We start from the raw sequence: 13,224 nt of genomic DNA, 5'->3' as shown, positions 1-13,224 counted from the left end.
CGAGATGGACGAGATAAATCGGCATTCCCAGTCAGAGACTGGGAACGAGATAATTGAAGTTGGGAACTGTGGGGCAGGCAAGATGCCTGCCTTACTAAACTGCGATTTCACTCAGGCGCAAACCTGCGATGTTTTTGCAGTCGAAAGTGGCGTTATTGCCGGGGTGGCGCTCGATTAATTCGATAATTTGTCCGGCGGGGTTTTGCAGAAACCACTGGGTTAATGAGCCGTAATCTAAAGCTCGATCGGACAGGGGTTTGAAGTTTTTCTTTTGCCATATTGTAGCAGCATTCTGCACGTTTTCGACTCGAATCGCGACGTGGTGAACTGCTGCTAATCCTCTTTCTTCCTGGAAACGGTTTTTTTGGTCGCCGACTGCGTGGGGCGCATCTAATACTACTAAGCCGCCCGCTGGCATTAATAAGGTCATTAAATGCAGCCACAAATCGGAGGGAACGTTAATGTTTGTGGAACAAAAGTTAATCGGGAACAAGTCTGGGCCTTCGACAATTTTGGCGCCGAAGGGGTAAAAAGATTCGGCGTATTTTTCGAGTTGGGTGCGGCTGGGAAATGTGATGACAAAGTGGTCGATCGCAACTTGTTCGTCGTACAGGTGTGTTTCAAAGGTCCAGGTTGTTAAAAATTCGGGTTCGATAAATTTGGGGTTGAATTCCAGCAAGCCATTTTTTTCGATGAAAGGTGAGTCAACATGGTCCTCAAGGTTGCGATCGAACTTTTGGGTTTTTAGATTCAAGTTTTTCATGTATCTCACCCGAGGTTAACTCCGCAAAACTGCGAATTTTGTCTACAAACTGAAGTGGACGCACATTTGGTGCGCCTTCATTCAAAAATAACACAAAATTTAATACAGGCAAGCTGAACGGGCGATCGTAAGTCCCAAACCTTTATATAGCAAGTATAGCGGTTCTGGGAAAGATGAGGTATTCACCAATTAATTAGCAATTCCCCAATCCCCCAATCCCCGAATCCCCCAATTCCCCAATCTAAAATCTAAAATCTAAAATCTAAAATCGGATGGTTTGCCGATCGCAATTCCAGCCAACCACGCCGTAGTCCAAGCACTTTGGAAGTTGAAACCGCCCGTCACGCCGTCGATATCCAAGATTTCGCCCGCAAAGAAAAGTCCGGGACAGCGGCGGCTTTCCATTGTCTTAAAATCGACTTCTTTGAGGTTGACACCGCCGCAGGTGACGAATTCTTCTTTAAATGCGCCTTTTCCTGCAATCTGATATTCGCCTTGAACGAGTTCTTGCAGGAGGCGATCGAGGGTTTTGTTAGATAAGTCTGCCCAGCGTTTTTGCTCGTCAATGCCGATCGAACTTGTCAAGCGTTCCCAGAGGCGGCGCGGCACCGGAAAGGGACAGCTAGAGACAATCAATCGGTGCGACAACTGCGACTTAACTGCTAGCAGTTGCTGCCGCAAAACTTCCGCATTGTACTGGGGAAGCCAATTAATCAGCACAGATGTTTTATAATGGCGATCGTGCAAAAATCTCGCACCCCAAGCCGAAAGTTTGAGTACAGCAGGCCCGCTTAAACCCCAGTGAGTAATTAGCAAAGGCCCGCTTTGTTCTAATTTAGCTCCCGGCAATTTCACCTTAGCATTAGGAACAGAAATTCCGGCTAAATCTTTGATTCTGCTGTCGGAAATATTAAAAGTAAATAGAGAAGGAACGGGCTGTTCTACAGTATTACCTAACTCTTTTGCCCACTTAAAACCCGACGGATTGCTGCCTGTAGCGAGAAGGATGCGATCGCACTTAAAACTCTCCCCCGACTTCAACTCAATTTCAAACCTAGGGGCGGTGTCCCCCTGTTCGCCCTCTGGGGTGTTGCCCGTTAATTTCTTTACTGAAACTACTGCATCGCCAGTGCGAATTTTTACGCCTGCATCCTCAGCAGCTCGGATCAAACAGTTAACAATTGTCCCCGAATCGTCGGTGATCGGAAACATTCGCCCGTCTTCTTCTGTTTTCAACTTCACACCGTGACCTGCAAACCATTCTACAGTATCGCGGGGTTGAAATCGAGTAAAAGCACCGCGCAGAGCTTTCCCTCCTCTGGGGTAATTCTGCACTAAAATACTGGGGTCAAAACAAGCGTGAGTGACGTTGCAGCGCCCGCCGCCAGAGATGCGAACTTTGGCCAGGAGCTGCCGGCCAGCTTCTAGTAAAGTGACGCGGGCCTGCGGGTAAGTTTTCGCACAGGTAATTGCACTAAAAAAACCAGCAGCACCGCCGCCGATGATTGTAATTTTGAGCATTCGATCGGACAAATTTTTTCTCGCTTATTCTGGTTCAAAATCGGATTTTGCCGCCCCGCAAGTGGGACAAACCCAATCGTCGGGGATATCTTCAAAGGGTGTACCGGGAGCTATGCCTCCGTCGGGGTCGCCTAGTTCTGGGTCGTAGACGTAATTGCAAACTGTACAAAGGTATTTTTGCATTTGCTTAACTCAATTTTATATTGTAAGCCTATAGATTGTACTTGACAACGCAACCTAATGCAATACTACTTTCAAAACGTAATGCGACTTTCCACCATTCCCAAATTATTAAAAATTAAATTTTGCACAATTATAAAATCTCAAATCTAAGGAATGAGAATTAAATAACTTCCACTCTTGAAAGTGGGACGGGCGGGACGCCCATCCCACAATAACAATTAAAATTGTAAGTTATTTAATTCGCGATCCTAATTAAGTCTTGCACAATTATAAAATCTAAAATCTAAAATCTAAAATCTAAAATCGTCAAAGCCTCCAGAACCGCAGTTCGAGAGGCTTAATTGTATTTTTTATTAGTTTACTGCGATTGCCAGACTAGACTTTCGCTAGAGGCTTACCCCAAACGCCGTTTTCATCTTCTTCGTACTGCTGGTGAATGGCGTCCCAAGCGGTGTGTTCCGCTTGTATCGAGTCGTTGGTTTCGTCAAATGCGGCGTTGTAGGATTCGATAAAGGTTTTTTGAGCGGCTTCCGACAGGTGCGATCGCACTTCTGGAGACAAGTCTGCCGGACTATTGCAGCGACCTTTGACGGCGCGCGGCAGCGTCATTTCGCTAACTGAAACTTCTTGGCCACCTGCACTTTCTAGCAAGAGTTGAAATTCGCCCCCACGATCGGCGGGAACTTCTGCCATCACGAGAAATTCGCCTGCTTCAACACGGGTTTGATAGATTGTTGCTTTGTCTTCGGGCATTCCCAAAGCGACTAAAGCGGAAACTAGACCCGCACCGGCCGAACCTGCGATCGCCCCGCTAGCTGCACCCAACAGCACAGCACCCAGCGGGCCCGCCGAGACTACTGCACCGACAAAGGGAATAAACAGCACGCCGACGCCTGTTAGCAAACCCAAAAAAGAACCGAATAAGGAACCAAAAATCGCCCCGCTTCGCAGACCGCCTAAAATCACATTTTTTTTAGTAAGAAAGCCGGCAATTCTAGTTTTAGATTGAAAGTTTTTTCCCATTACTGAGATGTGGTCGCGGGAAACTCCGCGATCGAGCAAGCGCCGAATTACGCCGTCTAATTGTTCTTCTTCCTTAAATACGGCTGAAACTGTGCGTTCGGCTAGGTATTCCTCTGTCATTTTTCCTCCTTGATGGTTTTTGATTAGTTGTGCTGGTTTTCAGTATAGGAGGACACCGCAGGGCGATCGCATCGACCGCGAGATAGAGGTCGATTTATCGGAGATAGTTTGAGGGTCTATCAAAAGAGTTAACAATTTTTAAAATTTGCGATCGCTCATCTCTTGCAGACGGTTATTCAGCTCTGATATAAGCCCCCAAATATTCGAGTTTATTTATCATTTTTTCTGCTCGCTTAACCGCCATCAAATTCAAAATTCCCCGCCACTGAGCGCCTACTGAGTAACTTGGTCTAGGTACAACAATACTTCCTGAATGAGTTCTTTTTTGTTCAGCAAAAGTTCTGTGCAAACGGCAGAGATCTCCCATATTAGAACTGTAAATGACCAAGAATTTCAAAGGTGGTACCCGCCACGTGATTTATCCGTGGAATCAATCCCAAATCGATTTTAGAAAATCCTCAAGCCCCCGCATTTATCCGTAGGGTTCAATCTAAAATCTAAAATCTAAAATCTAAAATCGATTGACGCGCCCTTGCTCAGTTGCCCAGATTAGCTGCTCCTCATCTGAAGAGCTAAGTTTGTTCGCCTCTGAGGTAGTCATCACCTCTACAGCAGAATTACGCAAAGATTCTACCAACGAAAGGTTACCAGAATCTTCATCAATATAGAGACGAATTTGACTCACGATAACTTACCTGCCATGTATTCAGCTTCCCAATACTTGCACTCTTCGTAGTAAGCTGCTATCTCCGCCTCAACTTCATCTTTATTAGCGTGATAGTAAGCCAAGCCTGCATAAATTTGTGCTAAGGTTAAATGCGGAAATTCTTCAGCAATTTTTTCAGGAGTCATTCCTGCTTTGTAGTCAATTGCTATGCTCCGAACGGACATTCTTGTACCTGCGATTCGTGGGCTGCCGCCGCAAGTTCCGGGCGTGCGGACAATTAGCGTTCCTATATCAACGGCAGTTGTCATATTTACCTCGATTGAGCTAACTTTATCCTATTGTAACGCAGCTTCATTTCTACCCGATCGCATTTATCAAGGTTAATCAATGCCACTAGCACCCCTGTTTCCTGTCGTTCATCCCATTCTCAAATCTGCTTTTCCCAGATGTCTGTGGACGGGAGATATCAACAGCCGAGAAATTGCCCTCACATTTGACGACGGGCCGCACCGTCAGCACACACCTCAACTGTTAAAAGTTTTAGATAAATACGACATCAAAGCTAGTTTTTTCTGGCTGGGATTTTGCGTTGACAGGCATCCAGAAACGGCTAAAGAAGTGTACGAGCGCGGACACTGGATCGGCCTCCACGGCTACCAGCATATATCTTTTCCCAAACTCAAAACCCACGAACTAAAACAAAGTTTAGAAGACACGCAAAAAGCAATTGCCAAAGCTTGCGATTTAGATCCAAAATTAATCCTGGACGTGCGGCCACCCAACGGCATTTTTACGCCGCGAACATTAGAGTTATTGCAACAGTGGGAATATCGCCCCGTAATGTGGAGTGTCGTCCCGGAAGATTGGGTGCGGCCGGGGGTTAAGAAAGTTATTAGTCGCGTCGTGCAGCAAACTGAAAACGGTTCAATTATTGTACTGCACGACGGCTATTGCGGCGGCGAAGATGTGGCAGCTTCGGCTGATAAAATAATTCCCTTGCTTTTGTATAAAGGTTACAAATTCGTGACAGTCGATCGCCTGTGGCAACAAGTTTCTGCCTGATTGCGTCAGTGCGATCGCTACTCCAAACAAAAAAACCGGGTTTTTTAACCGAGATTAAGGGGTTTTAGCAAGTATTGCGATTAAAAACTCCGGTTTCTTGCCAAAAGTTCAATTTAGCAAACAGGACGCGAAGATGGCACTAAAAGCAGACAATTTTTATAACCCGCCGCGCTTGGTAGGAGACGAAACATCGGAAAATCTTACGCTTTCCGCGGGACAGCTTGCTAATTTTCCTGGTGGAGCGTGGTTGTTGGGCCGAGAGGATACTGTAACGGGTTCCTCAGATGCAGAATTGATTCTGGGGAATGCCGGTGACGATCGCATTTTTGGCAATGACGGCAACGATTCACTTTACGGCGGTAAAGGCGACGATTCGCTGTTAGGAGAAAATGGTGATGACTTGCTCAAAGGCGAAGGAGATAACGATACTCTTAGCGGTTTAGCCGGCGACGACATTTTGCGGGGAGGCAAAGGTAACGATGCACTGTTTGGGGGCCTTGGCAACGATACTCTCAACGGCGATATTGGTGTAGATACTCTCACCGGAGACGAAGGCAATGACGTATTTGTACTCACAAATAAAGTCGGCGGTTCTACTGTTGCTCTAGCGGATACTATTACTGATTTTGACAAAGGCGAGGATAAAATTGCCTTAGCAGGCGGGCTTCAGTTTGAAAATCTCATCATTTTGCCAGACTCTCAAAATCCAAATAATACTGTAATTCAACAAGATACAGGGGAATTTTTGGCAGTTTTACAAGATGTTAGCAGTAGCAGTTTAGAGCGATCGGACTTTCTCGTTCCCGGCAGGTTAGCTTTTAGCGCCAATGATTTCATAACCAATGAAAGCAATATTTCCAATACTGTCACCGTGACTCGCACAGACGGCAGCGACACTGCTGTCAGCGCCACAGTAACGCTGGATTATCCCAATCCATTTGTTGGGGCCAGCCTTCGCCCCTCAAACTTAAATGCTGCCTTTTTTCCAGTCAACTTAGGTACGGTCAATTTTGCCGCTGGAGACACTACACCTAAAACTGTTAATATCCCTTTAGTCGATGATGCAATTCGTCATTATCCTCGATCGGCTTTGCTGACATTGAGCGAACCTACAGGCATCACGAATATTAGCACGCAGAATACAGCTACATTAAAAGTTCTAGACGATAGCAACCCACCCTCTCCGATTCAAACCTTCGATTTCGTCAATGCGATCGCAGCCGACGGCAATAGACTGCTCCTCGGAACTACAAGCATTGACAACAAAGCTCCAGGATCTGCTCGCTTGTTTGACACCAATACGGGGAAGGACCTCCAGACTTTTAGGTTACCTACACAATCTGTTTCCTTTGGTAACAACGTCGCTATAGCTGATAATAAAGCCCTGATTTCATCTGGCGGCAACGAATCATACCTGTTTGATACGAATACAGGTGCACTACTGCAAAGCTTCATCATTGGGGATACCAAACCTTTTAGCTCCGGCACTGATATAAAAGTCGCCTTTGTGGGTAACAACGTCCTGATTTCTCCCGCTCCAGACTTACCTTTCAGTTACCAAACAGTAGCTCCTGCATACGTGTTTGACTCCAATACAGGCGCGCTACTGCAAAGCTTTTTTAGTCCCATCCCGAGAAATCTTTTTCCGGTTGAATATGCAAATGCTGTCGGAAACAAAGTTGCGATCGCAGCCTCATCAAAACAACCGTTGGAAACATCCATTAATGCAGCAGTTTATCTGTTCGATAGCATCACCGGTCAACTCCTCCAAACTTTGCCAAGCCCCGATCCTGCCGACAATAGTGCTACTTTCGGCAAGGCGATCGCAGCAGTTGGTAACGATATTCTCATAGGAGCGCCATTTGCCGATCGCGGTAGGGGTGCAGCGTACCTGTTTGACGGCAATACAGGCTCATTGATCCGAAAGTTTTCCAACCCAAACCCCCCCGATTCCAACTTATACACAAACGATGGTTTCGGAGGTAGCTTGGCAGTTACAGGCAGTGATATTCTGATTGGAGCCAAATCCTACGAGTCTCAAGGCGCTGTATATCGCTTTAACAGTACAACAGGAAACCCGATCGAGACTTATTTGGCTACAGACTTTGGTTTTGTTTTGGGTAATGTTCAACCAGCTAGTTCCTTTGGGGATAACATCGCGATCGCAGGTGACAAAGTTGCTATCAGCTATTCTATTCCACGCTTCCGTGTATCAGGCGCTACTGCTGCTTTGTTTTAGCAGAGATAGTCAATCGATTTTAGATTTTAGATTTTAGATTTTAGATTGACCCCACGGATAAATTCGGGGGCTTGAGGATTTTCGATTTGAGATTTGGGATTGATTCCACGGATAAATCACGTGGCGGGTACCATCAAGAAATTCTTGGTCAGAAACGAGGGTTTTTTACAATAGGACTTACGCATTCCCACCAAAGAAACCGGGTTTTTCACCTAATTTGAGGGCTACAGCCAAAGATTTTCCTAAAAAAAGCCGGTTTCTTTAATATGAGTAGACCTCTTGCAAAAGTCAAAAACTCACCCCCCTCAGTCCCCCCGCGGCTTCGGGGGGAAGCAATAAAAATTAGGCTCCCGGACCGAAGTCGCGGTCCGGGTTGGGGAGGGGTCTGGTGCATTTTTGCAAGAGGTCTAGTGCATAAGTGCTGTAGGTTTTGGTATATTTGCGAATTTTGACATCCTCACCGACTATCAGGCACGGTGATTCCAAGAATCACTTCTTGAACCTTTCTGCTTCTTAGCAGCGGCCTCCACTCTCAAGGAGATTTGGTCTTATGCTCGCTCCACAGACTAACCCCGCAAGCCCTGCGGTTTTATGTGTCGAATACCAACAAAAATCTTTGTTGTTTGATTCTAGGGGTGGACTGCCCATAGCCAAGTCCTCTTTTCCCGGTCTACCGATTTTTCTTCCCCGTTGCAGTCATTGCAAGCTTTGGAGACGCGGGTTTATGTCTCCATCGTCGCGGGTGGGTCATTTACCAATTATATTGTAACACAAAGCCGTCCTAAAAGGACGGGGTTTCTACCCAATTTTTTGATGAGGAGGCTGTTATATGGTTCGATCGCACAAACGTCAAGCTATCATCGGTTTACTGGTAGCCTTGGGCATAATCCTTGGGAATTTAGTGTTTCCGGGCCTGAATGTAGCGCCGGCATTTGCTGAAGCCAAATTTAAGGATGTTAAAGACCATTGGGCGCAAGCTTGCATTGAGGAGTTAGCAGAGAAAAAAATTATCAGCGGCTACTACGAAGACGGCACTTTTCGCCCGAATCGCCCAGTCAGCCGCGCTGAGTTTGCGGCGATGGTTCGCAGGGCTTTTCCCGATGCCAAAACCGTCCGCAATCCGATCGACTTTGCAGATATTCCTACAAATTACTGGGGTTTTAAAGCAATTCGAGAAGCTTATCAGACGGGTTTTATGTCCGGTTACAGCGGCAGTATTTTTAACCCGACTTTGAATGTTACCCGCTGGCAGGTTTTGGTAGCTTTAACCAGCGGCTTGAAATACACACCTGCGGGGTCGGCGGCTGAGATTTTGGATGCGACTTTTGAAGATGCACCGGAAATTCCCGAACTGGCAAGAAATGCGATCGCCGCCGCCACAGAAAAACAACTTGTGGTCAATTATCCGGCTGTTAAAAAGCTAGAACCTACTCGGAATGCTACTCGCGCCGAAGTAGCAACTTTTTTCTGTCAAGCGATCGCCAAACCCGGTCAAACTGCCTTAGTTCCTGCGGCATATATCGCCCAAGTTCCCCCAGATATCGGCCCGCCGAGAACAACAGAAATCTCGGAATCTGGGAAAGTTCGGGCGGAAGTTTCTTTCGTAAAAGAAGCAGAAAATGCTAAAAATCTCCGCATCAAAATTATCCGCAACGGTCAAAGTTTATTAGAAGAACCAGTGCTGATTCCGACTCGTTCTCGAGTAGACAATCCCGACAAGAAAGCCAGCGAAGAAGTATCAGAAGGGCGTTTGTTATCGCTGCGCATCCGCGATTTGGACGGCGACAAGGAACCGGAAGTCCTGGCAGATTTAGTGTCAATCAACAGCGGCGCCCGCTGCTGCAATTATTCGTTTATTTACCGCTACGACTCGGCGGCTAAAAAATACACTCATATCAAGCATTTCTGGGGCAATGTAACTTACGAAATTGTCGATTTTGGCAAAAATGATATTCCCGAGTTCAAGAGTGAGGACGGGCGATTTTCCGAGGCTTTTACAAATTATGCTGATTCTCGCTTCCCGCTGCAAGTTTGGGAGTACCGCCAAGGTAAAATGCAAGATGTTACCAAGCAGTATCCGGTGGAAGTATACACGAATTCTGCTGAGCTTTGGCTGGAATCTAACAAGCGTGTGAGTGAAGGTGGGGAGGTCAAAGGGGTGTTGGCGGCTTTCATGGCTAGCAAGTATGTCATGGGCGAGGATGCGGAGGGTTGGCAGTTGTTGGAGAGGGTTTATCAAGGACGCGATCGCACTCAATTTTTTGGGAAGTTGCGCGAGTTTTTGGTGAGCGCGGGTTATGCGAGTAAGTAGATTTGGAGGTCTTTAACCGCAGATTAAAGCGGATTAACGCGGATTAACGCGGATAGTATCTGTAGGGGGTGGGTTTTACCAATAATATTTAATTCCCGCTAACAATCTCAATAAACCCGCCCCCACACTACAGATAAACCCGGTCAATTTTTACTTCGATACTAATCCTTAAAATGTAGATGATTATTTACGGCTTTGTGGGGGCGGGTTTATTTAAATCTTTAGTTACAGCCACGTATTTTTGGTGTAACCCGGTCTTCTAGATATAGCCTTTCTCAGATAGATGAGGTACAAGTTTAAATTTTATATTTTATATTTTAGATTTTAGATTGGGGGATTGGGGAATTGTTAATTAATTGGTGAATACCTCATCTTTCCGAGAACCGCTATACCTGGCAAGTTGACATTTCCATTTCCATTGCCGAGTTGTCTCACATAATTTGCCACTTAAGTTTTGTATTCTCTGTCCCGATGTACCGGAAAATCTATACTTTTTACCAGCTAAATTACCTATTTAAATATTTATCTAATTTCTGCCCAGATATTAATTAGTTTAAAGAAAGTAAATTTACTAACAAGGTGTGGAGAAATACCAAAAGCTGTTGCTGTTTTAGATCCTGAGCTAAAATAAATATAAAATATCACATTAAATCACTTAAAATGGTATATCCACCTGCACCTTGGCATCTGCAAGGTTATGCTGTTGGGACTTTACAATTGGTAGATGTGGCACGAGTTCGTCCCTTGGTTCCCTCTGAGTTAGAAATTGTCTCTGTATTGCCCGGAAAAACCCTAGGTGGCATTTATATATCCTCCTACGGGTTGGGTTCGGTGATGGAGTACAATGAGTTAATTGTAGTTGGCGCGATCGCCCATTATGCAGGAAAATGGGGCCCTTGGATTTCCCACATCTACGTAGACAATCCTAACTCGGTAGCCGGCGGGCGCGAAATTTGGGGGCTTCCTAAAGAATTAGCTCAATTTAGTTGGGAAGGTAGCCATTCGGTAAAGGCAGCACCGCTAGGCTACCGCGTCACAGTTCGCCAAGAAAACCGTCAACTGTGCAGTCTCAATTACAGCAACCAAACTTTAGCTTTACCGCTGCCTGTTAGCGGAAATGTTTTCAGCGCTGACCGCAGCAATTTGCTGTTGTTTAAAGGAAAATTAGAGTCTCGCATCGGTTTGATTAAAGGCGAATTAGAAGTGGCAGAAGAAAGTCCTTTTGCCAGTTTAAACCTAGGTCAGCCCTTGCTAACAGTTGCCTGCGAAGATATGCGTTTAACAGTCGGTGCGCCCGCAGTTGTGGGACACAGATTCGTTGAATTCAGTTATTAGGTGTCAAGTGCGGATCTTCATCGTAAACCTAAAAAAACACAACAGCCAGAAACCCGGTTTCTTGAAGAAGCCGGGTTTCTCGCGCCGCGTATTAGTTTGAGCTACTTACTAATCTTTTTGACGACTTACGCATCAAACGGTTAAAAACCCGGTTTCTTGCTAGATGCCTCGTTGCTGCACCCAATATTCTCCGATAAACGGGTTTTTTTTCGTAAGTCCTATTTTTAAATGCCAGCCCCGGGAGCGGCTTCAGCACCCATTTCTAAAACTGTACCGCGAAGGAAATCAATTTGCTGCTGAAAGTCCATCCCCTGAACCTTTCCTAATAAAGCTTTTCCTGCGTCAGGAAGTTGATAGTCTGGAGGCACGGGAATAATAGTTCCTTCGTCCATTCCTACTGCTAGGAAATACCAAAAAGCCAGTTTGGTTTCAGGGCTCATCGAGCCGTAGATCCGGCTGATTTCTGTATTGGCTTTTGAGGCAATGTCGCGCATTACTTGTAGTTGTTCTTCATGGGGCAGCGCTTTGACTCGATCGAACAAACCCTGAGCGATGTCGGAACCGGAAGCACCGGGAGCCGCTGGCGTTATTGACTTGCCCATTTCGGTGTAAACAAACCACAGCACACCTAATTGGTCGTCTACACTCAAGCTCTGAATATCTGCTTTTCCTTGGTCGTAAGCACTGGCAGTAGAAAATGTCATTCAAGCCTCCAAAATAATATGTATTGCTCAGTTTTCTTATTTGTGAGAAAACTTTTGTTTGCTACTTAAGTTAATGTACCTAATAAATAGTGAGGCTAGAATCTTGCTTAAGGCTGATCCGATCCCGGACGTAAATTCGTGGAGTAAATTGACCAAAAGTGGGTAAATTTGCAACTAAAGGATGAGGCCAATTTGATAATATTTTTGTTAGCTGTGCTCGAGATTAGCAGTGTTTAGCCGATCGACGATCGCCTATAATCGCAACAGACCTGTATTTAGGTGCGTGTTATGTCGATCGCAACTGCTAAACGCTTCACCATAGCGGAATATCATCGCCTGACAGAACTGGGGTTCTTTGGTGAGGACGATCGAATTGAGTCGATCGAGGGACAACTTATCCACAGGGCTGCTAAGGGTACTGCTCACTCTGTTTGCGAGACACGCTTGGAACGCGAGTTATTTAAGCTGCTGGGAGAAAGGGCCACACTGCGGGGGCAACAACCGATTATTCTGCGCGACGACAGCGAACCAGAACCCGATCGCGCGATCGTGCAAAATCGCCCTGATGACTATCTATCCTCTCACCCCACAACAGCGGATATATTGTTACTGATTGAGATTGCGGATTTTTCTTTGAGTTACGACAAACAGGTCAAGTTGCCCCTTTATGCTGAAGCCGGTATCTCTGACTATTGGATATTTAATTTATTAGAAAATTGTTTGGAATGTTACAGCGATCCTTATCAGAATTCGCAAGGCAAATTTGGTTATCGCGTCAAGAGAATTTTTCGGTCTGACGAGACTGTTGCCCTCCCTAATTTTGGGGATTTGTTCCTAGATTTATCTAAAGTATTTCCTCCTAAATTTCTCGGGGAATAGAATTCGCTACGACAATACACCGGACGGGCGGGACGCCCATCCCACAAAACAATCAAAATCATCCTGCAATTATGCAACACCAAACAAAGGCGTTGCACAATTTGAGGATGATTGTTGTGGGATGTCCCGCCTGCTTTGACAATACACCGGACGAGGGGGACGCCCATCCCACAAAACAATTAAAATTATTCTGCAATTATGCCACACCAAACAAATGGGGTATCATCTTGTTTCCGGTTGCATCGGAATGATATAGAGGACACGGCACTGCCGTGTCCCTACAATTAATGGGGGTAGGGACTAAGGCACTCGAGGTGTCCTGACTGTGAGTAATATTAATTCCGATGCTACCGGAGTTGGTATCAGTCAAAGAAAATAGGCTGGCTTTTTGCCAGCCTAGAATCAGGAGAAAGTTAA

At 45.8% G+C, this 13,224-nt stretch carries 13 protein-coding genes; 6 read left to right on the top strand and 7 right to left on the bottom strand.

Annotated features, from left to right (window positions below; translation table 11 throughout):
* Positions 1-94: 94 nt before the first annotated feature.
* The 6 genes from QUB56_RS13825 to QUB56_RS13800 form a co-directional block, all read right to left on the bottom strand.
* Positions 95-763, bottom strand: a complete 669-nt coding sequence (locus tag QUB56_RS13825; RefSeq protein ID WP_332955831.1) for a hypothetical protein — start codon at positions 761-763, stop codon at positions 95-97.
* Between the two features lie 255 nt (positions 764-1,018).
* Positions 1,019-2,284 carry an NAD(P)/FAD-dependent oxidoreductase gene (locus QUB56_RS13820; protein ID WP_332955830.1) on the bottom strand — a complete coding sequence of 422 codons (1,266 nt, stop codon included), beginning with the start codon at positions 2,282-2,284 and terminating at the stop codon, positions 1,019-1,021.
* A gap of 24 nt (positions 2,285-2,308) precedes the next feature.
* The gene (gene rd, locus QUB56_RS13815) at positions 2,309-2,467 is read right to left on the bottom strand and encodes a rubredoxin (RefSeq protein ID WP_332955829.1); all 159 of its coding nucleotides are present in this window, start codon (positions 2,465-2,467) and stop codon (positions 2,309-2,311) included.
* Positions 2,468-2,842: 375 nt separating this feature from the next.
* Positions 2,843-3,610, bottom strand: a complete 768-nt coding sequence (locus QUB56_RS13810; protein ID WP_332955828.1) for a ChaB family protein — start codon at positions 3,608-3,610, stop codon at positions 2,843-2,845.
* A gap of 511 nt (positions 3,611-4,121) precedes the next feature.
* Positions 4,122-4,295, bottom strand: coding sequence for a DUF5615 family PIN-like protein (locus tag QUB56_RS13805; RefSeq protein ID WP_332955827.1), 174 nt, complete (start codon positions 4,293-4,295; stop codon positions 4,122-4,124).
* Positions 4,292-4,585 carry a DUF433 domain-containing protein gene (locus tag QUB56_RS13800; protein WP_332955825.1) on the bottom strand — a complete coding sequence of 98 codons (294 nt, stop codon included), beginning with the start codon at positions 4,583-4,585 and terminating at the stop codon, positions 4,292-4,294. The genes QUB56_RS13805 and QUB56_RS13800 overlap by 4 nt, the downstream gene beginning before the upstream one ends.
* A 79-nt stretch (positions 4,586-4,664) precedes the next feature.
* Here QUB56_RS13800 and QUB56_RS13795 point away from each other — a divergent pair, with 79 nt between their 5' ends.
* The 4 genes from QUB56_RS13795 to QUB56_RS13780 all read left to right on the top strand — a co-directional run bounded on the left by QUB56_RS13795 (position 4,665) and on the right by QUB56_RS13780 (position 11,224).
* Entirely contained in the window at positions 4,665-5,339 is a 675-nt protein-coding gene (locus tag QUB56_RS13795; RefSeq protein ID WP_332955823.1) for a polysaccharide deacetylase family protein, read from the top strand.
* A 133-nt stretch (positions 5,340-5,472) separates the two neighbouring features.
* Positions 5,473-7,578, top strand: coding sequence for a M10 family metallopeptidase C-terminal domain-containing protein (locus QUB56_RS13790; RefSeq protein ID WP_332955822.1), 2,106 nt, complete (start codon positions 5,473-5,475; stop codon positions 7,576-7,578).
* A gap of 829 nt (positions 7,579-8,407) precedes the next feature.
* Positions 8,408-9,889 carry an S-layer homology domain-containing protein gene (locus QUB56_RS13785; protein WP_332955821.1) on the top strand — a complete coding sequence of 494 codons (1,482 nt, stop codon included), beginning with the start codon at positions 8,408-8,410 and terminating at the stop codon, positions 9,887-9,889.
* Between the two features lie 660 nt (positions 9,890-10,549).
* On the top strand, positions 10,550-11,224 hold the full coding sequence (locus tag QUB56_RS13780; RefSeq protein WP_332955820.1) for an acetoacetate decarboxylase family protein: 675 nt from the start codon (positions 10,550-10,552) through the stop codon (positions 11,222-11,224).
* A 224-nt stretch (positions 11,225-11,448) separates the two neighbouring features.
* Here the strand turns inward: QUB56_RS13780 and QUB56_RS13775 are convergent, their stop codons facing one another.
* Positions 11,449-11,928, bottom strand: a complete 480-nt coding sequence (locus QUB56_RS13775) for an orange carotenoid protein N-terminal domain-containing protein (RefSeq protein WP_332955819.1) — start codon at positions 11,926-11,928, stop codon at positions 11,449-11,451.
* Positions 11,929-12,216: 288 nt separating this feature from the next.
* Between QUB56_RS13775 and QUB56_RS13770 the strand changes: the two genes are divergently transcribed.
* Together QUB56_RS13770 and QUB56_RS13765 are read left to right on the top strand one after the other, a co-directional pair.
* Positions 12,217-12,807 carry a Uma2 family endonuclease gene (locus QUB56_RS13770; protein WP_332955817.1) on the top strand — a complete coding sequence of 197 codons (591 nt, stop codon included), beginning with the start codon at positions 12,217-12,219 and terminating at the stop codon, positions 12,805-12,807.
* Positions 12,808-12,878: 71 nt separating this feature from the next.
* Entirely contained in the window at positions 12,879-13,058 is a 180-nt protein-coding gene (locus tag QUB56_RS13765; RefSeq protein ID WP_332955816.1) for a hypothetical protein, read from the top strand.
* Positions 13,059-13,224 lie beyond the last annotated feature (166 nt).

Origin of the sequence: Microcoleus sp. AR_TQ3_B6 (assembly GCF_036702785.1) — a bacterium.
Taxonomy (GTDB): Bacteria; Cyanobacteriota; Cyanobacteriia; order Cyanobacteriales; family Microcoleaceae; genus Microcoleus.
The sequence above is the reverse complement of the archived record's forward strand: the minus strand, read 5'-3'. Positions and strand labels throughout refer to the sequence as shown.

Excerpts from the sequence above, each read along its gene's own strand:
- QUB56_RS13765 (WP_332955816.1), top strand. The coding sequence starts at position 12,879 with ATGCAACACCAAACAAAGGCGTTGCACAATTTGAGGATGATTGTTGTG.
- QUB56_RS13790 (WP_332955822.1), top strand. The coding sequence starts at position 5,473 with ATGGCACTAAAAGCAGACAATTTTTATAACCCGCCGCGCTTGGTAGGA.
- QUB56_RS13795 (WP_332955823.1), top strand. The coding sequence starts at position 4,665 with ATGCCACTAGCACCCCTGTTTCCTGTCGTTCATCCCATTCTCAAATCT.
- QUB56_RS13800 (WP_332955825.1), bottom strand. The coding sequence starts at position 4,585 with ATGACAACTGCCGTTGATATAGGAACGCTAATTGTCCGCACGCCCGGA.
- QUB56_RS13810 (WP_332955828.1), bottom strand. The coding sequence starts at position 3,610 with ATGACAGAGGAATACCTAGCCGAACGCACAGTTTCAGCCGTATTTAAG.
- QUB56_RS13770 (WP_332955817.1), top strand. The coding sequence starts at position 12,217 with ATGTCGATCGCAACTGCTAAACGCTTCACCATAGCGGAATATCATCGC.
- QUB56_RS13825 (WP_332955831.1), bottom strand. The coding sequence starts at position 763 with ATGAAAAACTTGAATCTAAAAACCCAAAAGTTCGATCGCAACCTTGAG.
- rd (WP_332955829.1), bottom strand. The coding sequence starts at position 2,467 with ATGCAAAAATACCTTTGTACAGTTTGCAATTACGTCTACGACCCAGAA.
- QUB56_RS13780 (WP_332955820.1), top strand. The coding sequence starts at position 10,550 with ATGGTATATCCACCTGCACCTTGGCATCTGCAAGGTTATGCTGTTGGG.
- QUB56_RS13820 (WP_332955830.1), bottom strand. The coding sequence starts at position 2,284 with ATGCTCAAAATTACAATCATCGGCGGCGGTGCTGCTGGTTTTTTTAGT.
- QUB56_RS13775 (WP_332955819.1), bottom strand. The coding sequence starts at position 11,928 with ATGACATTTTCTACTGCCAGTGCTTACGACCAAGGAAAAGCAGATATT.
- QUB56_RS13785 (WP_332955821.1), top strand. The coding sequence starts at position 8,408 with ATGGTTCGATCGCACAAACGTCAAGCTATCATCGGTTTACTGGTAGCC.